This is a genomic window from Flavobacterium psychrotrophum, from assembly GCF_003403075.1.
Classification (GTDB): domain Bacteria; phylum Bacteroidota; class Bacteroidia; order Flavobacteriales; family Flavobacteriaceae; genus Flavobacterium; species Flavobacterium psychrotrophum.
This window is the reverse complement of record NZ_CP031557.1, coordinates 3,656,500-3,675,343: the sequence shown is the minus strand read 5'-3', so window position 1 is coordinate 3,675,343 and position 18,844 is coordinate 3,656,500. Positions and strand designations below refer to the sequence as shown.

Sequence of the window (18,844 nt, the reverse complement as noted above, 5' to 3'; positions counted from 1 at the left end):
AAAGGCATATTTTTGACCAATTTGCCATTAACTACCTAAAGATCCAATAGTTGCTATGTACCTGATATTTGACACGGAAACAACCGGATTACCCAAACGCTGGGATGCGCCCATAACCGATACCGATAACTGGCCCCGCTGTATACAAATAGCCTGGCAGCTGCATGATGATATGGGGCGTGTTGTAGAACACCAGGATTATATAGTAAGGCCCGATGGCTTTAATATACCCTATGATGCCGAACGTATTCACGGTATCAGTACAGACCTTGCGCTTGAGCAGGGAATTTCTCTTGGCGAAGCCTTGGAGCGTTTTAATGTAGCCTTAGGCAAAGCCTCGTTTATCGTGGGCCAGAATGTAGGCTTCGATGTTAATATTATGGGTAGCGAGTTTTACCGCCACGGCCTCGAAACCCGTTTGGGCAATATGAAGGTACTTGATACCTGTACTGAGGTTACGGCTGAATTATTAAAGCTGCCCGGTGGGCGCGGGGGAAGGTTTAAGCTGCCTACACTTACAGAGCTGCACCAATACCTTTTTGACCAGCCATTTGCCGAAGCCCACAACGCTACTGCCGACGTTGAGGCTACCACGCGCTGTTTCCTGGAGCTGGTAAAACGCGAAATTTTCACGAAAGAGCAGTTAGATGTGCATCCGTCTTACTTTCATGAGTTTCGCACGGCTAACCCGCAAACCATACAGCTTATAGGGCTTAAGCACATTAATCTTAAAAAGGCGAGTGAAGAGGTACGCCTGCGCCTTGAAAAACTGCGCAGTGCCGATGCCGTTGAAACCGTTGCCCCTGCCCAAAATATTGATATTACAGGTGTAAATTTTGTACACCTGCACAACCATACACAGTTTTCGGTACTGCAAAGTACCATTAGTGTACCGGAGCTGGTTAAGGCAGCTGCAAAATATAAAATGCCGGCAGTTGCAATGACAGATCATGGTAACATGATGGGGGCATTTCACTTTGTAAGCAATGTTATGAACCATAACAAAGCTGCCGAAGCAAAAAACAAAGCTGCCGTAGAAGCCGGAGAAGAACCTACGGAGGTGCTCATGAAGCCTATTGTAGGCTGTGAGTTCTTTGTGTGTGAAGACCACAAAGATAAATCGCGCAAGGATAACGGTTATCAGATCGTATTACTGGCCAAAAATAAAAAGGGCTACCACAACCTGGCTAAAATGTCGTCTATTGCTTATACTGCGGGCTTCTACTATGTGCCGCGTATCGATAAAAAAGTTATAGAGCAGTATAAAGACGATATTATTGTGCTTACGGGTAATCTATCCGGCGAGGTGCCTAACAAGGTGCTGAATATTGGTGAGAACCAGGCCGAAGAAGCATTGCTGTGGTGGAAAGGCCTTTTTGGCGATGATCTTTACATGGAGCTGATGCGCCACGGCCAGGAAGATGAAAATCGTGTAAACGACACGCTTATAAAACTGGCGCGAAAGCATGGTGTAAAGCTTATTGGTACAAACAACACCTATTATGTAAATAAAGACGACAGCCATGCACACGATATTTTGCTGTGTGTAAAAGACGGCGAAAAACTGGCTACCCCTAAGGGGCGTGGTCGTGGTTTCCGTTTTGGCTTGCCAAATACCGAATATTACTTTAAGAGCGGCGACGAAATGAAGTCGATCTTTAAAGACCTGCCGGAAGCCATTGCAAACATTCAGGAAATTGTAGATAAGGTAGAACCCTATTCGCTGTACCGCGATGTACTACTCCCTAAGTTTGATATCCCTGAAGAATACCAGGTTGCAGAAGATGAAGCTGATGGTGGTAAACGTGGAGAGAATAAGTACCTGCGTTACCTTACCTATCGTGGTGCAGAAATACGCTATAAAGAGATTACTGATGATATTCGCGAGCGTCTTGATTTTGAATTAAAAACCATTGAGAATTCCGGTTATCCTGGTTACTTCCTCATCGTGCAGGATTTTATTGCCGAGGCACGAAACATGGGCGTATCGGTAGGGCCGGGGCGTGGTTCTGCGGCGGGTAGTGCGGTGGCCTATTGCCTCTGGATTACCAATATAGACCCCATAGCCTACGACCTGCTCTTTGAGCGTTTCCTGAATCCGGACAGGGTGTCCATGCCCGATATTGATATCGACTTTGATGATGAGGGGCGTGGCAGCGTTATGGACTATGTAATTAAAAAGTATGGTGCCAGCCAGGTAGCCCAGATTATTACCTATGGTACCATGGCGGCAAAGTCATCCATTCGCGATACGGCGCGCGTGCTCGACCTGCCATTGTTTGAGGCAGATAAAGTAGCGAAGCTTATCCCGAACATGAAGCTGGCAAAGATATTTACCATGGACCAGAATGCCTTAAAAGGTGCACTGCGTGCAGATGAATATGACCGTGTTCAGGAGCTTATAGCCATGGCAGGCGGTGGCGACCTTACCGGCGAAACCATACAGCAGGCAAAAGTGCTCGAAGGTTCATTGCGTAATACGGGTATCCACGCCTGTGGGGTAATCATTACGCCCGATGATATTACGAACTTCGTTCCGGTTTCGGTAGCTAAAGATTCTGCCCTGTATGTAACCCAGTTTGATAACTCGGTGGTAGAGAGTGCAGGACTGCTAAAGATGGACTTCCTGGGGTTGAAGACCCTTACCCTTATTAAGGATACTGTTAAGCTTGTAAAATATAAGCACGATATAGACCTCGACCCGGAGGCATTCCCAATAGACGATGTAAAAACGTATGAGCTGTTCCAGAGGGGAGAAACCGTAGGGGTATTCCAGTACGAATCGCCCGGTATGCAAAAGTACATGAAGGATCTTAAGCCTACTGTATTTGCCGACCTTATTGCCATGAACGCCTTGTACCGTCCGGGTCCGTTAGAATATATCCCGAGTTTCGTTCGCCGTAAAAATGGCGAGGAAGAAATAAAATATGACCTTGATGCCTGCGAGGAATACCTTAAGGAAACCTATGGTATTACTGTATACCAGGAGCAGGTAATGCTACTGTCTCAAAAGCTGGCAGGCTTTACTAAAGGTGAGGCCGACGTACTGCGTAAGGCGATGGGTAAAAAGCAAAAGGAAGTACTCGATAAGATGAAACCCAAGTTTGTGGCCCAGGCTGCAGATAAGGGGCACGATCCTAAAGTACTCGAAAAAATATGGAAAGACTGGGAGGCATTTGCGAGTTACGCCTTTAACAAGAGCCACTCTACCTGCTATGCGTGGGTGGCCTATCAAACGGCTTATCTTAAGGCGCACTACCCGGCAGAATATATGGCGGCGGTACTTAGTAACAACATGAGCGACATTAAGCAGGTTACCTTTTTTATGGAAGAGTGTAAGCGCATGGGGCTTGAAGTTCTTGGCCCTGATGTTAACGAATCATATTATAAGTTTACCGTAAACGACCGCGGTGCCGTGCGTTTTGGTATGGGTGCCGTAAAAGGTGTAGGCGCCGGCGCGGTAGACACTATTGTTGAGAACCGTAAAAACGGCAGGTACAAATCTATATTTGACCTTGCAAAGCGCATCGACCTTCGTTCTGCCAATAAAAAAGCATTTGAAAACCTGGCACTGTCAGGAGGGTTTGACTGTTTTGCAGAAACCCACCGGGCGCAGTATTTTTATATGGATGCCAGCGAAAATATTTCGTTTCTTGAAAAAGCAGTGCGTTATGGGTCTAAATTCCAGGAAAATGAGAACTCCAGCCAGGTAAGCCTTTTTGGCGAAGCCAGCGAAGTGCAAATTCCTGAGCCTGTGGTGCCGCCTTGCGAAGAGTGGACCACGATGGAAAAACTTGCCCGCGAAAAAGATGTGGTAGGTATCTATATCTCAGGCCATCCGCTGGACGATTATAAATTTGAAATGCGCTACTTCTGTAACTCGAGGCTGGAGGCATTAAAGAACCTGGAGCCACACGTAAACAAAAACCTCAGCTTTGGCGGTATCATATCTAATGTGCAACATAAAGTTGCTAAGAATGGTAAGGGCTGGGCTGCATTTTTTCTTGAAGGGTATGACGAGAGTTACGAATTCAGGATTTATGGTGAGGAGTATCTTAAGTTCCGCCACTTTCTGATAGGTAATAACTTTACATTCATAAAAGTAATGGTGCGCGAGGGCTGGACTAATGCCGAAGGCAAAAAAGGCGACCCGAGGCTACAGTTTGTAGGAATACAGTACCTGCAGGACGTACTGCCTACGTTTGCTAAAAAGCTTATCATACAGTTTAATGTGCTCGATTTGCAGGAACAGCTTATACAGGCGTTATTCCAGTTGTTTAGTGGTAACAAAGGCGATAACCAGGTAACCTTTGAGGTAATGGAAATTGATAAGGTTAAAAAGCCTGCTGTTATTGCACCTCCTCAGGAAGCTAAGCTAACCCTGCGTGAGCCGGTTGATGATGCCGATGAAGCCGAATTTGATGAAGTAATAGAACTGCCTGATGAGGAGGAAGAGGAAGAAAGCCTAAAGGTGGTTACCAAACTGGTAATGCCGAGCCGTAAGCTAAAAGTTAAGATTTCTAACGAATTATTGCAGGAGCTTGATAAATTGCAGGTAAATTTTAAATTAAACTAACAGATAAGTTTCGTCTATCGGTAAATAGTCAAAAACGATATGTTTAACTTTAATTTTGCATTATAAATACTAACTTTGTTGCAACTATTACTATTAATAAAAATTAATTACAAAGGATAATCATGGCACAAGCAATAACTGACGCTACTTTTGAAGAAGTAGTATTAAAATCAGACAAACCCGTATTAGTAGACTTTTGGGCAGCATGGTGTGGCCCTTGCCGTATGGTAGGCCCAATCATCGAAGAGATAGGTCACGAGTATGAAGGTAAAGCCGTTGTAGGCAAAGTAGACGTAGATGCAAACCAGGAGTTTGCTGCTAAATACGGTATCCGTAACATTCCTACTGTACTGGTTTTTCAGAATGGTGAGGTTGTAGGCCGCCAGGTAGGCGTTGCCCCTAAGCAAACATACACTAACGCTATCGACGCTTTACTTTCTTAAGTAACCTCTTTAGCTGATTATAAAGAAAGCTCTGACGAATGTCAGGGCTTTTTTTATGGACTCCCCCAATCCCTATAACTCCTTTTAAATATTTGACTTTTTGACGCGCTGAATCTTCGATTTTCGAAGGAGGGGGGAGCTAATGAATGGGTACAGCTCGGGAATCGTTATCTTATATATAAAAGATTTATGCGCAGTCAAACCATTAGAGTGTAGTTACTCCCTCTCCTTCGGAGAGGGCTGGGGTGAGGCTCTCATAATGCTCATTATCCCATTTGGCGAGCTGTACAATAATAGGTACCAGTGTGCGGCCTTTTTCGGTAAGGCTATATTCTACCTTTGGCGGAAGCTCTTTGAATTCTTCACGTAGCAAAACACCATCGGCTTCCAGTTCTTTCAGGGTAGAGGTAAGTACTTTTTTAGATATCGTGCCTATAGAGGCGTGCAATTGCCCAAAACGTGCTGTGCGCTCGCGGAGTGTATAGATTAGTATGGGCTTCCATTTACTGCCCAATATTGCCATAGAGCGGTGCATGGGGCAGTCGCTGTATCTAAAGAGTTCGCATTTTTTCATAACTGGTTACTTAGCGGTTACCACTTTATACTATTATTGGTTACAAAAGTAGACTATTTGGTTTTATCTTTGCAATGCAATAATGAAAAATCCTCAAACACTTTTCCTGAAAGAGGGATAACAGCTCTGTCATTGCGAGTGTAACGCAGTGGAGCGCGGCAATCTTATAAGTCATGCTATACATAAGATGAGATTGCTTCGTTGTTCCTCCTCGCAATGACAAGACGCACCGTTCAGGCATGAGCGAAGCAGCTCTCTCTTTTGGAGGCGGGTTGGGGAGAAGATAAAAACAAGATTAACCCAATAAAGAATTAAAAATGAGTTTAGAAACCCTTTTTTCTCCCTTTCAATATAAAGGACTTACCTTAAGAAACCGTTTTGTAATGGCACCTATGACGCGTGCTTTTGCTACAGACGGAATACCTAACCAGCAAATAGCTGATTACTACACACGCCGTGCAGCGGGCGAAGTAGGGCTTATTCTTACCGAAGGTACCGTTGTTAACAGGGGGGCATCTAAGAATATTAAAGACATACCAAATTTTTATGGCGACGAGGCACTTAAGAACTGGAAACACGTTGCAGACTCTGTACACGCTGCCGGTGGTGCAATAGCCCCGCAGATATGGCACGTAGGCAACACGCCTTATGGCTGGGAGCCACCTGTGCCGTTTGAAAGTCCTGCTACCATGACTATTGAAGATATACACGCTACTATAAAAGCATTTGCCGATGCAGCCCGCGATGCTAAAGCCCAGGGGTTTGATGCTTTAGAACTACACGGTGCGCACGGTTACCTTATCGACCAGTTTTTTTGGGAAGGTACTAACACCAGGACAGATGAATATGGCGGAGCTACAATAAAAGAGCGCAGCCGCTTTGCTGTAGATGTGGTAAAAGCAGTGCGCGAAGCCGTTGGCCCTGATTTTGTAATCATACTGCGCATTTCGCAATGGAAACAGCAGGACTATACTGCAAAACTTGCCCATACACCTGCTGAGCTTGAAAACTGGCTACAGCCACTTACCGATGCCGGTGTAGATATCTTTCATGGGTCGCAGCGCAGGTACTGGGAGCCTGAATTTGACGAGAGCGACCTTAACTTTGCCGGATGGATCAAGAAAGTTACCGGGCAGCCTACAATTACGGTTGGATCTGTTGGCCTTTCAGGCGATTTCTCTGGTGCGTTTCAGGGGCAGGGGTCTGAAACGGCAGGTATTGATGAACTGATTCGCCGTTATGAGCGTGGTGATTTCGACTTGGTAGCGGTAGGACGCTCGTTGTTACAGGATCCGGAGTGGGTGCAAAAAATAAAGGCAGGAAGCTTTGATAAGGTTAGCGCCTTTGATGCGGCAAGCCTTGGTAAGCTATACTAATTCAATTACCTATAGTATAATAATAGCCGGAATTACTCCGGCTATTGTCTTTTTTATAAATTCAGTTCCATGTGTATGTTGGCACGTTTAAAGGGGCTGGGGTGGCTTGCAACTTTTTTAAAACCAAGCTTTTCGTATAGCTTTATGGCAGGTTTTAGAATCGTATTGCTCTCCAGGGTTACTTTATATGCGCCCAGTCGGGTGGCTTCTTCTACAATGGCTTTACCCAGTAGCCAACCTATGCTCTTGCCCTGGGCTTTTGGCGACACCGCCATTTTTACCATTTCATACGTATGGTCATCTATCTTATGCAGGGCACATACCCCCACGGGCTCGTCCATGTAAAGCGCTACAAATATTTTGCCTCCGGATTTAAGTATATATTCCTCCGGATTGTTGAGTACTTTAAAGTCTTCGTCTTCCATTTCAAAATATTGCGTTATCCATTCTCTGTTAAGTGTTACAAAGGCAGACAGGTACTTGTCTTCGTACGGCACTATTACAACATCTTTGCTTTCGCGCAGTTTTTTTTGTTCCTGTACCCTTTTTAATAGTGACTGTTTTTCCAGTAAAAATTCCCACTCTTCAACAGCCTGCCAAAGGTTGTGCGTTGCTTCTTTAAGCATCTTGTCAACCGCTGCATCAATGTCTAAATATTGTGTAAGGAACTTTTTAGATAACAATATTCCTTTCTCTGTAAGCTGCACGGTATTTCTGCGTTTATCAGACGACTTTATGTTTTCACAAAGTCCTGCCGCAGTTATTTCCTTAATTATTTTAGTTGCAGACGGCTGAGAATGTCCTATATAATCTGCAATTTCTGTAATGGTTTGTGGGCCTTCTTCTGCAAGTGCAAAAAATGCCGGAAACCATTTAGGTACAAATTGGGCATCATACATTTCGTATATCTTACTGGCATCATCTGTCATGGTGGCGGTGAGCTGCCTGAGCCTGCTGCCCAGTGCCATTTTTCCTGTTTTTTCGTAAATTTTCATAATTGCATAATTAAATACATAACTGGTTATGCAAATGTATAAACTAAATTTTATTCAGTAAATTTTTTTATTGAAATTTAAATCCTTGGCTAATGTAAGCTTACAGCGAATAAGTGTTCGGAAGAGTCGTTTGAGAAATTTTTACCACAAGGAGCACAATGATTTACACAATGTTCACGATGAAAACCACCAAAGGCGGGAGTACACACCCGAGGGCGAAGTCCGAACTGACGAAGTAAAGCTTTGTGTTCTTTGACTATAGATGTTTTATCCTCCCTGCTTTGTGCCTTTAGTGAAAAATCTCGTGTTCTTTGTGGTAAGATTTATTTTGTAAAATCTTCTGAACACCTGTTTTTACAGTGGGTAATGTGCTATATTTAATAATTATCATAAAAAAAATCAACCTCCGGGCAACTTCTACTTTTAAAATTCCGTCTTAGGGATATAAACCAATCATAAGTTTTGAAAATTATAAAGCTACATACATCTGACGATACCTTAATTAAAAAGGTGCTGCGCAACGACGGCAAGGCAGAGCGGGAGCTTTATGAACGTTATGCGCCAAAGATGCTTGGTATTTGCAGGTTGTATATAAAAGATCTGCACTATGCCGAAGATGTAATGATACAGGCTTTTACACGGGCGTTTGATAACCTTGGCAAGTTCAGGTTTGAAGGGAGCTTTGAAGGTTGGTTAAAGCGAATAATGGTGCGCGAGGCGATTGACTTTTTAAGAAGCAGGACACAGTTGCGTTTTGAAGAGATAGAAGTAGCTGAGGTACCGCCCGTACAGGTAGATGATAATGACCTGGATGCAGACCTGTTGCAATTACTTATAGACAAGCTTCCGGAAGGCTATCGCACGGTTATGGTATTGTTTGCCATAGAAGGCTATAGCCATAAAGAAATAGCCGAAATGCTGGGCATTACAGAGAGTACATCAAAATCGCAGCTGTTTAAGGCGCGGAAACATTTGCAGGAACAACTGCAATTAGTAAAGAGATTACAAAGATGAAAGATAATAATTTAGAAAACCAGTTAAGAGATAAGCTCGGAAACCGTGCCATAGCGCCATCGGCACATGCGTGGGAACGCCTTGCCCATAACAGGCAGCAGCCTAAAAAAGGTAAAAAGAAATTTGGCATTTATTTTATTGCGGCATCGGTGGCATTCTTACTGATGGGGGGGTATGCCTTTTTAATGAATACACATCAACAAACTGATATTGCTACCCCGGGAATTGTAAATACTACAGCAAAGCCGGATGTTACTACTCCTAAAAGCGTTATAGTGCCGGAAAAAGTACAGGAGGTTGTGGTACATACGCTGCCGGCCACACAGAAGATAAGCCCCAAGGCAGAAGAATCTGCGCAACGTGTTTCTGTACAAGCCCTGAATGTTGCTAAAAATGATGCGGGTATAACTACAGCGGGAGAAATAGCAGTGGCACAAACAATAATCAGCACGAAAAACATCAATAAACATGATATGTATGAAGCTGAAGCAAACCTGCTACTACAAAAATCGTTTAACGATATCGCTTTGCAGCGCCAAATTTCAGCTCCTACTAATGATACCGCTTTGCTTAAAGAGGTAGAGGCTGAAATGAACGATTACTATCGCGACAAAGCGATGCGTTTTTTTGCGCTTAAGCATAAAACCATACGCTTTGCGGTAAGAGATAAAGAATAAACTTCAATCAAATAAACCATGAAACACGCAATTTTATTTTTCGCCTTAGCGGCGACAGGACTTTCTATGCCCAAAATGTATGCTCAAACTGCGCAGGATACCTTAAAACCTGCACAGAGTAAAACAGAAAAACAGCAGCAGGAGAACTACAAATATAATAAGGAAGTTAAGATAGGCGGGCTGCAGCAGGAGCTGGAAGATATTAAGGAGGCTGAAAAATATGAGCTTAAAAAGCGCATAAGCGAAATAGATGCGCAACTCGAAAAAGGGGAAGTAACTACCGAAAAGGCTCAGGCACTTAAAGAGGAAGCTGCTAAGCGTGCTGCGCAGAACATTGACAATAAAACGGCCATTATACAAAACCAGATAGCACTGGTACAGCGTGACGTTAATTATAATTATCAACCTTACTCAGGGGCTTACCTGAATATAGGCCTGGGGCAGGCAACCGACAATAAAGGTAGCTTTTTGCTGGGATTGGAGTATAATGCCGAAAACCTAAAGCCAAGACGCGACAGGCGTACAGATTTTGGGATTGTTCTTGCCTCGGGTTTTGGTAATGCCATAGGTAGTGGCCATAATATTGGCTCAGTGCATAAGTTTTGGAGCAGCGGTTACTTTGAGGTGGGCATTTCGCTTAAAACAAGACTGCTTAAAGAGCGTAATACCTATAGGTTGTCTTACGGGCTGTCTTACCAAAATACCATGCTTGGGCTTAAGGATAATCACTATGTAAACAATGGCGGTACAACAGAGTTACAGGATTTTCCGTATAAGCTAAAGAACTCACAATTTAGGGTGTCAAACTTTGTTGTGCCTGTAATGCTGGAGTTTGGCCCATCTGTAAAAAAAGAGTATAAAGATTACTACCGTTATGATACCAATACAAGTTTTAAAGTAGGTATAGGTGGCTATGCCGGTATAAACACCAGTGCGGTGCAGCGCCTTAAATATAAGTTAGATGGCGAATATGTGGTAAATAAAAATCGTGCAGATTATAATGTAAACAAATTTGTGTATGGTGTGCAGGCCTATGTGGGCTATGGAGCAATAAGCCTTTTTGCAAAATATGACCTGAACCCGGTGTTTGAAAATGCTGCCACAAAACTAAACACAATATCGTTTGGAACCCGGCTTGATTTGTAGTACGTGCTTTTTTCGCTACATTTGGGATTATGAAGTTAGATTCTCAATTAGAAAAAATATCAGCCTTTTCGCGACTGGAGCTATTGGCTAACCAGATTGTAGAGGGTTTTATATCGGGTATGCACAAGAGTCCGTTTCATGGCTTCTCGTCAGAGTTTGCAGAGCATAAGGTGTACAACCAGGGAGAAAGCACTAAAAGCATCGACTGGAAGCTCTACGCACGTACCGACAGGTTGTACAGTAAGCGCTATGAAGAGGAAACAAATCTGCGCTGCCATCTTATTATAGATAACTCATCGAGCATGCACTACCCTAAGTTAAAAGACGGGCAGCAGTTCTTTGAAAACAAGATAGGATTCTCAGTACTGGCATCTGCTGTACTGATGGATTTGCTAAAGCGCCAGCGCGATGCGGTAGGACTTAGTGTGTATAGCGACAATTATGAGTTCTATGCGCCCGAAAAGGGCAGCGGCAGGCACCACCGCATGCTGCTTGATAAGCTGGAAGGGCTTTTAACAACCCCGGCAACAGCAAAGGATACAGATACAACCACGTTTCTACACCAGATAGCGCAAAAGATGCACCGACGCAGCATGATCATATTATTTACAGATATGTTTCAGCCGGGTAATGAAGATGCACTGTTTGATGCGCTGCAACACCTAAAGCACGATAAGCATAAAGTAGTGCTTTTTCATGTTATTGATAAGAAAACAGAGCTTGGTTTTGATTTTGACAATGCCCCGCGCAAGTTTATTGACCTGGAAAGTGGCGAAGAAGTGAACCTTTTTGCAGAGAATGTAAAGGAAGAATACGAAAAGAGGGTAGATGCCTACTTTAAAAAGGTAGCCGAAACCTGTATTCAGTACCAAATTAAGTATGTTCCGGTTTCTGTAGATGAAAATTTTGAAAAAATTTTGACGACTTACCTTGTTGAGAAACAAAAGTTTGGGTAAAAATTGAAAAATTAATTTTAAAATTCTTTCCAAGACACTTGCAGAAGTCAAAAAAGGCCGTATATTTGCACTCGTAATAATGACACACACAGTAACACACTGAGAGAGTTATTAAGAACGCTGGTTTGGTAGTTCAGTTGGTTAGAATACATGCCTGTCACGCATGGGGTCGCGGGTTCGAGTCCCGTCCAGACCGCCAGTAAATGCAAAGAAAGCCCTGCTTAAAGCGGGGCTTTTTGCGCCGAAATATAATAGCCTTTTTTTTAAAGGGCGTAAAGATAGTTGTGTTGTTTATGCCGCGCGAGCGGTAGGTTTAGTAGTTAGACCAATGAAAAGCTTTCCATTTTTTTGGAGGGCTTTTTTGATTTTATAAACTTTCGTAATTCAAAATGTATCCTTTATATAAGCATGCATTGATGTCTTAAAGTGATAAACAAAATGCCTGAATGCTTATCATGAACAATCAGGCTTTGTTTGGAGGTAACACTAAAGTTATGGATTCTCAATTTTAAGCTTAGTAAGGTGCTTAACCAGAAGGTGTGAATTTGTGATAAAAGAATATCGGTTATTTAAACTTTCTGTCTTCTTCATTTATTGGCAAATCATTGATGCTTGCGTATCTCTTTGCCATTAAACCGTTTTCATCGAATTCCCAATTTTCATTTCCGTATGCCCTAACCCAATGCCCTTCCAGATCCATATATTCATATTCGAATCTGACTGCGATACGGTTATCCGTGTGCGCCCAATATTCTTTCTTAAGTTTATAATTTAACTCCTTCTTCCATTTGTCAGCAAGAAATTTTACAATTTCGTCTCTGCCATTTACAAATTTATCTCTATTTCTCCATTCACTGTCAATAGTATATGCCCCGGCAATTTTTTCAGGATTTTGAGAATTCCAGGCATCTTCCGCAAATTGTATTTTTTGTAGTGCTGATTCTAGTGTAAACGGCGGGAGTGGGTGTTTTTGTTCCATTTTATTATTAGATTAAATTGTTAACGAATGTTTTCGTTTTTTCGATTAGTAGATTTGATTTAAATACCTGACTCTCTACAATGCAGCTTTCAAAAAGCATATAAACATGATCTGAAATGCTTTCATTACCAATAAGGGATGAAAAAAAAACGCGAAGATCTTTCTTATGCTGTTGAATTGAGTTTAGAATTTTCAGATTGTTATTAGGGATTTCAGATAAAATGTTTAGAAAACTACAACCCCTAAACTGTTCTTTAGCATTCATGTGTATTAAAAAATCAAATGACATGATTACTTTAGATTTCACATCACTTTTATCACTTATGAAACTGTTCAACTGATCAAACCAGTATTCATGCCTGGCATTAAGAAACGCGACACAAAGATCTTCCTTTGATTCAAAATGCTGATAGAAGCTGGCCTTCGCAACGTTAGCTTCAGAGATTATTTGGTTAATTCCGGTAGAGTTGTACCCCTGATTTGCAAAGAGAACAAGCGTTGTTTCTATAATTCGTTGTTTAGGCGACATGATATTGTACTGTTTTAGTAATGCAAATCTATAAATAACATTTTAAATATACAGACCAGTCTGTCTATTTTTATATTGTTATAAATATTTCGCCATCTCGAGCCTAATTCTTAAGTCGTGATGCCAGTATAATGTGTTTGTTTATAATATCTTATAGTCCACCATTACAAGTAAGTTTTATAGTGCTATAGAGTTTGCTAAGTAAAAAAATAACCATATTTTGATAAATCATGTGTTTCTTGTCTTACCCCTGCGCCATCAAAATATATCAATTCTTGAAGTGATAAATCAAAAAGGCCTGAATATTCTTTACGAACGTTCAGACCTTTTGATTTTGTTTCACTACACTTAAAACGTATAACTAAAGCTATCCATGCAACTTGGTTCAGGGTTGCCATTATTATTTAATGCGAAGTATTGCCCTGTCAACCCAACTCCTGTGTCGGTTTTTTCAAGTGTTATTTTAAGAAAACCGTATTGAGAGTCGCAATAGTTTTGCAGGCTTACATTATCCAGCAAACGGTTATCTGTGCTGTATAAAGTATCATTTTCATACACCAGAGAATGCAGTTCGTCAAAACCACCCGCGCCACATACTACAAAGGGCAGTATTTTGCCGTCTGTGTACGTTTTATTAAAGCGTTGATAATTGTGTACGTGTCCGCTAAAAATGATGTCAGGGCGCACACCGCTTTCTTTAAAGGCATCTTCAAGAAATGTTATCATGGGTATGCTTGATCCGTGATTAAAATCGGCGGTATAAGGTGCGTGGTGTACACACACTATAATTGCTTTGCCGGGGCGCTCTTTAGCTGCGGCTTTTAATTCGGCAACAAACCATTTGCGCTGGTCGTCGCCTATATAGCCATATTTTGGGGTATTACTGTGTAGCCCTATAATGTTAGCCAGCGGTGTCTGCAATGTCCAGTAAACATTAGGCTGTACCATACTTTTGCGCAGCTTGTTTTCGCTAAAGGAGATATCCCGGCTCTCGGTATCACAAAATACGGCGCTAAACGCATCAAGGCTTTTATAAGGCTTAGGATTGGCCGGATTAACATCGCTGTCGTGGTTGCCTGCAATGGCAAAGATAGGGCGTGTATACTGCTTGTAAGGGATAAAGAACTGCCTGTCGTACTGCTCTGCCTCGCCAAAATGGTACACAACATCGCCCAGGTGGTATAAAAACGCAGGTTGTTCTTCTGTGTTGCCGTTGCGTATTTGTTTACACATCTGCTCCGCAATTTTCTTTTGACCATCCGGATTACGAATTCCGCCGGTATCACCCACCATGTTAAAGCTGAATTTCTCATTTGACACATCGGCAAATTTATTCAGGTTTAAATGATAAGGATAGGTGCCGGATGGAGCAGGCAAAGGCTGTGCTTTGTAGGTGTCGTCTGGCTGATGGAGTTTAATTATGGGGCGGTCGTATTTTTTACGGGCATCAAAAGTCATGCGTGGAGGGGATTGTAATTGTTTCTGCAAGATAAGGGCTGTGGTGCAAACGTCCTATTTTTTTCAGATTTATAACGTATTGGTAATATTTGCAACTACTGTTTTTTACGATATACCGTAAATTAAAAAGCCACAAGAAGTTCCTGTGGCTAATATTATATTGTATAATACTCTAATTAAATAGAGGCAAGGTCGTGCTGTAACATCTTCTCTTCAATGGCGTTCCATAAGCCTATCCTTTTTTCCAGGGCAGCTTTAGATACTTCTTCAACTTCATGCCATTTAGTAGCATCACCATTACACAATTCACTTATCATTTGCATTGCCATAGGGCCGTGCTCATCAGCATCAAGTTCTATATGCCTCTCAAAGTAGTAGACAAGCTTGTCTAAATTTGCTTCGGGGAAGTTTTCCTGAAAGTTGCGCAGTATCTCGGTAAACATAGCCGGAATAAGGTCTTCGCGGCCAAAGGTAAAGGCGGCGGCTATTTCGTGTGGCTTGCCTTCTTCAATAACCCTGAATGTAAAGTCAAGAAACTCCTTGATGTTATCATGCAGGCTGCTCTTCCTGATAGATACAAATATGTTCTGGGTTGCTATTACATCTTCCAAAAAACGGTCTATAGCATCTATATCCGCGCCACAATCCAGCATGGCATCGCGGTACATTTCAAAATGGCTTTGTCTTTTGCCTTCAATGTTAATGTCGGTCTCTTCGGCCAGTACTATCTCATTAATGAGGTAGCGTATCTCCGGATTGCCCACGGGCAGCCACGGCACGCTTGTGCAGGTCAGTTTTATTTGCAGGGCCTTAAGCAGCGACATAAAATCCCAAACGGCATAGATGTGGCCTTCAAGAAAATGCCTGAGGTCATCTATTGTTTTTACCCGTGCGTAAAGAGGGTGACTTAACAGCTCTTCCCTTTGGGGGGCCAGGGCGCTGTTTATAGTATGAGTATCCATAGCAGTAGTTTTATACAAAATTAGTAAAGCTTTGCTCCATACAGAAGCACATTAATTGTTTTTAACATTACAATTACTATGCCTTTCTATGTGTAATTTTTAACAGAACGGCAAAGTTCTGTAATTATTGGGCTTCTTTTTCTTAAATAGATGTACGCAAAAGGTTACGAAAAGGTTTTTGTTGATAAAAATGTAAAGGCATTTAATTTTGAGCGTGTCATTATTATTTGCCTGCAATTTTATTTCTGTGTACAATTCCCCAATCAGTAAGATTGGTTATTATGGTTTGTAGCGTATCGCCATGTGCTGTAAGTTCGTATTGAACCGTTACGGGCTGTGTGTTTAAAACGGTGCGTTTTATCAACTCATTTATTTCCAGTTCCTTTAATTCTTTGCTTAACATCCTGTTAGATATCCCAACAACATCATTCAATATATCCGAAAACCGTCTTGTGCCATAGCAGCAGATGGATGTGATGATAGATATCTTCCATTTTCCATTTAGCGTGTCCATTGCATCCTGAACGGCTCGCATTCTTTTCTTTTGTTCCTGTCTAAACTCTTCTATTTTGCACCCCATATGTTACTTTGTTACATCTGTGTTACTATTACTTTTCGGTACAAAGTTACTAAAAGTAACTTTAGTGATATAGCTTTGTGGCTCAAATTTTAAACAATAGAAATAATGAGTAAATTAAAAAATAAGATTGTTGTAATTACTGGCGGCAATAGCGGTATTGGGTTTGGTATTGCAGAAGCTCTTAAAAACGAAGGCGCATCAGGAGCCATTGTTGGCAGAAATCAGGAAACTTTGAATAGTGCCGTTGCGCAACTGGGCGATAATTTTATAGCCATAAATGCCGATGTTACAAACCTTGCAGACCTGGAAAGAGTGTTTGCAACAACAGCTGAAAAATTTGGTAAGATAGATGTAATCGTAGCCAATGCAGGAGGCGGTACTGTAGGAACTGTAGCCACGCTGGGTGAGGCAGACTTTGATAAGACTATCGATTTAAACCTGAAAAGTGTTTACTTCACTGTTAATAAGGCACTGCCTTATCTAAATGATGGTGCTTCTGTTATCCTCATCGGGTCAAACGCAGCGCATCGGGCTTATCCTAATTTTACACTTTATGGTGCTGCAAAAGCAGCTGTTATATATTTGGCAAAAGGATTTTCTAGCGACCTTTTAGATAGAAAAATCAGGGTAAATGTAATAACACCCGGTACAACAGATACCCCGGCATTTGAAAAGTTTGTTCCTGCGGAGCAACTAGAAGGTTTAAAAAATCACTTTGCAGGACAGATGCCCATAGGCAGAATAGGGCAACCGTCAGACATTGGTAAGACCGCGGTTTTCCTCGCCTCTGATGATTCTTCATTTATGCTTGGTGCCGAGCTTCTTGTAGATGGTGGTATGACCTATTTAGCTAATTAATAATCATAAATCAATTTTGTAATAATGAATAGATTAAATAATAAAGTAGCTGTTGTTACAGGTGCTTCAAAAGGAATAGGTGCGGCCATCGCAAAATACTTTGCGGCAGAAGGAGCAAAGGTTGTTGTTAATTATGCTTCGAGTAAAGAAGGGGCAGATGTTGTGGTTAAACAAGTAACAGATAATGGGGGTGTGGCTATTGCAGTACAGGCTGATGTGTCTAAAGAAGCAGATATAACCCGCTTATTTAAGCAAACAAAACAGACTTTTGGTACGCTTGATGTATTGGTAAATAACGCGGCTTACCAGGGTTATACGCCTATTGAACAGATATCGGCTGAAATTTTTCATCAGCATTTTAATGTTAATGTGTTGGGGGCTATACTGGCCATCCAGGCATCTTTAAGTTTGTTTGGAGATAAGGGTGGTAATATCATCAATATCAGTTCTGGTGCGAGCAAAATGCCGCTTCCGGAAGCGTCGTTGTATTCTGCAACTAAGGCTGCATTAGATGCGGTAACAGTTTCTTTATCGAAAGAACTGGGGGCAAAAAACATTCGTGTCAATTCTATTTTGCCCGGTGCTACAGAAACAGAAGGTGCGCGTAGTGCGGGTGTTACTACGGGCAGTGAGTATGAAACAATGTTTATTGCACATACACCGCTTGGGCGCAGGGGCCAGCCGGATGATATTGCTAAGGCTGCCGTGTTTCTGGCCTCAGATGATTCAGCCTGGATTACAGGCGAGCAAATTTCTGTATCGGGTGGTATGTATGGGTTTTAAATATCCAATTCTGCTCAAATGAAAAATCCCGCCCTTTTAAAAAAGGCGGGATTTTAATATTATAAAAAAGTTGTGCTAATTAAGCAAGTGCAACCCTTTTGAAGCCTGTAACTACAAGACCTGCATCTACCGACTTAACATACTCGCTAACGCTAAGTTTGTTGTCTTTAATGTAATCCTGGTTAACAAGTGTATTGTCTTTAAAGAAACGGCCTAGTTTACCTTTAGCAATGTTATCTAGCATAGCTTCCGGCTTGCCTTCCTGACGAAGTACATCTTTAGCAATTTCGATTTCTTTTTCAACTACAGCAGCATCAACACCATCTTCGTTAAGTGCTATAGGAGCCATAGCGGCAGCCTGCATAGCTACGTTACGTGCAGCATCTTCAGCACCTTCTACGTTAGCAGAAAGGCTAACAAGTGTAGCGATCCTGTTACCAGCGTGGATGTAAGATCCTACAAATGCACCCTGAAGTTTTTCGAAAGAACCTATTTCTATTTTCTCTCCAATTACACCAGTTTGCTCAGTAAGTTTTTCTTCAACAGTAATACCGTTAAAGTCAGCAGCAAGAAGCTCTTCTTTAGTATTAAAGTTAAGGGCAAGGTTAGCAAGTTCTGTAGCAAGTTTAACGTAAGATTCGTTTTTAGCAACGAAGTCAGTCTCACAGTTAACAGATATAACAACACCTTCAGTTTTGTCAGCGTTAACAACAGCCAGAACCGCACCTTCAGTAGACTCACGGTCAGCTCTGTTAGCAGCTACTTTTTGTCCTTTTTTACGTAGGTTTTCGATAGCTTTGTCAAAATCTCCTTCAGCTTCAACAAGTGCTTTTTTGCAGTCCATCATACCGGCACCGGTAATGGTCCTTAGTTTATTAACGTCTGCAGCAGTAATATTTGCCATTTTAAAGTTGTATTTATTTGATGTTTGAAAAAAA

Annotated in this window: 17 protein-coding genes and 1 tRNA gene; 10 read left to right on the top strand and 8 right to left on the bottom strand. The window is 42.0% G+C overall.

Annotation, left to right across the window (positions count from 1 at the left end; genetic code table 11):
* Nucleotides 1–55: 55 nt before the first annotated feature.
* Nucleotides 56–4,576, top strand: a complete 4,521-nt coding sequence (gene dnaE / locus DYH63_RS15795; RefSeq protein WP_116789710.1) for a DNA polymerase III subunit alpha — start codon at nt 56–58, stop codon at nt 4,574–4,576.
* A 122-nt stretch (nt 4,577–4,698) separates the two neighbouring features.
* Nucleotides 4,699–5,019 (top strand): thioredoxin, encoded by a 321-nt coding sequence (gene trxA / locus DYH63_RS15790; protein WP_116789709.1) that lies wholly within the window; start codon nt 4,699–4,701, stop codon nt 5,017–5,019.
* A 205-nt stretch (nt 5,020–5,224) separates the two neighbouring features.
* Here the strand turns inward: trxA and DYH63_RS15785 are convergent, their stop codons facing one another.
* Nucleotides 5,225–5,593 carry a winged helix-turn-helix transcriptional regulator gene (locus tag DYH63_RS15785; protein WP_116789708.1) on the bottom strand — a complete coding sequence of 123 codons (369 nt, stop codon included), beginning with the start codon at nt 5,591–5,593 and terminating at the stop codon, nt 5,225–5,227.
* A 317-nt stretch (nt 5,594–5,910) separates the two neighbouring features.
* On the opposite strand from DYH63_RS15785, the gene DYH63_RS15780 reads away from it, so the two are divergent.
* Nucleotides 5,911–6,969, top strand: a complete 1,059-nt coding sequence (locus tag DYH63_RS15780) for an NADH:flavin oxidoreductase (RefSeq protein ID WP_116789707.1) — start codon at nt 5,911–5,913, stop codon at nt 6,967–6,969.
* A 53-nt stretch (nt 6,970–7,022) separates the two neighbouring features.
* Here the strand turns inward: DYH63_RS15780 and DYH63_RS15775 are convergent, their stop codons facing one another.
* Nucleotides 7,023–7,964 carry a bifunctional helix-turn-helix transcriptional regulator/GNAT family N-acetyltransferase gene (locus DYH63_RS15775; RefSeq protein ID WP_116789706.1) on the bottom strand — a complete coding sequence of 314 codons (942 nt, stop codon included), beginning with the start codon at nt 7,962–7,964 and terminating at the stop codon, nt 7,023–7,025.
* A gap of 462 nt (nt 7,965–8,426) precedes the next feature.
* On the opposite strand from DYH63_RS15775, the gene DYH63_RS15770 reads away from it, so the two are divergent.
* The 5 genes from DYH63_RS15770 (at nt 8,427) to DYH63_RS15750 (ending at nt 11,956) form a co-directional block, all read left to right on the top strand.
* Nucleotides 8,427–8,978, top strand: coding sequence for an RNA polymerase sigma factor (locus DYH63_RS15770; RefSeq protein WP_116789705.1), 552 nt, complete (start codon nt 8,427–8,429; stop codon nt 8,976–8,978).
* Complete coding sequence (locus DYH63_RS15765; protein ID WP_116789704.1) at nt 8,975–9,655, top strand: hypothetical protein; 681 nt, start codon at nt 8,975–8,977, stop codon at nt 9,653–9,655. Before DYH63_RS15770 ends, DYH63_RS15765 begins: the two co-directional genes overlap by 4 nt.
* A gap of 18 nt (nt 9,656–9,673) precedes the next feature.
* Nucleotides 9,674–10,801: a tropomyosin gene (locus tag DYH63_RS15760; protein WP_162927056.1), complete on the top strand. Its 1,128-nt coding sequence runs from the start codon at nt 9,674–9,676 to the stop codon at nt 10,799–10,801.
* Nucleotides 10,802–10,830: 29 nt separating this feature from the next.
* Nucleotides 10,831–11,757 (top strand): DUF58 domain-containing protein, encoded by a 927-nt coding sequence (locus tag DYH63_RS15755; RefSeq protein WP_116789702.1) that lies wholly within the window; start codon nt 10,831–10,833, stop codon nt 11,755–11,757.
* 122 nt (nt 11,758–11,879) lie between these two features.
* Nucleotides 11,880–11,956, top strand: a tRNA-Asp gene (locus DYH63_RS15750).
* Between the two features lie 366 nt (nt 11,957–12,322).
* On the opposite strand, the gene DYH63_RS15740 is transcribed toward DYH63_RS15750, so the two are convergent.
* The 5 genes from DYH63_RS15740 to DYH63_RS15720 form a co-directional block, all read right to left on the bottom strand.
* Nucleotides 12,323–12,736, bottom strand: a complete 414-nt coding sequence (locus tag DYH63_RS15740) for a nuclear transport factor 2 family protein (RefSeq protein ID WP_116789700.1) — start codon at nt 12,734–12,736, stop codon at nt 12,323–12,325.
* Between the two features lie 7 nt (nt 12,737–12,743).
* Entirely contained in the window at nt 12,744–13,265 is a 522-nt protein-coding gene (locus DYH63_RS15735) for a TetR/AcrR family transcriptional regulator (protein ID WP_116789699.1), read from the bottom strand.
* 348 nt (nt 13,266–13,613) lie between these two features.
* A complete protein-coding gene (locus DYH63_RS15730) occupies nt 13,614–14,723 on the bottom strand; it encodes a metallophosphoesterase family protein (protein ID WP_116789698.1) in 1,110 nt (369 codons plus the stop codon).
* Nucleotides 14,724–14,899: 176 nt separating this feature from the next.
* Entirely contained in the window at nt 14,900–15,685 is a 786-nt protein-coding gene (locus DYH63_RS15725; RefSeq protein ID WP_116789697.1) for a DUF3050 domain-containing protein, read from the bottom strand.
* Nucleotides 15,686–15,908: 223 nt separating this feature from the next.
* Nucleotides 15,909–16,265: a winged helix-turn-helix transcriptional regulator gene (locus tag DYH63_RS15720; protein WP_116789696.1), complete on the bottom strand. Its 357-nt coding sequence runs from the start codon at nt 16,263–16,265 to the stop codon at nt 15,909–15,911.
* Nucleotides 16,266–16,370: 105 nt separating this feature from the next.
* Between DYH63_RS15720 and DYH63_RS15715 the strand changes: the two genes are divergently transcribed.
* Both DYH63_RS15715 and DYH63_RS15710 read left to right on the top strand, forming a co-directional pair.
* Nucleotides 16,371–17,123, top strand: coding sequence for an SDR family NAD(P)-dependent oxidoreductase (locus DYH63_RS15715; protein WP_116789695.1), 753 nt, complete (start codon nt 16,371–16,373; stop codon nt 17,121–17,123).
* Nucleotides 17,124–17,147: 24 nt separating this feature from the next.
* Complete coding sequence (locus tag DYH63_RS15710) at nt 17,148–17,906, top strand: SDR family NAD(P)-dependent oxidoreductase (RefSeq protein ID WP_116789694.1); 759 nt, start codon at nt 17,148–17,150, stop codon at nt 17,904–17,906.
* A gap of 79 nt (nt 17,907–17,985) precedes the next feature.
* Here the strand turns inward: DYH63_RS15710 and tsf are convergent, their stop codons facing one another.
* Nucleotides 17,986–18,810 carry a translation elongation factor Ts gene (gene tsf, locus DYH63_RS15705; RefSeq protein WP_116789693.1) on the bottom strand — a complete coding sequence of 275 codons (825 nt, stop codon included), beginning with the start codon at nt 18,808–18,810 and terminating at the stop codon, nt 17,986–17,988.
* Nucleotides 18,811–18,844 lie beyond the last annotated feature (34 nt).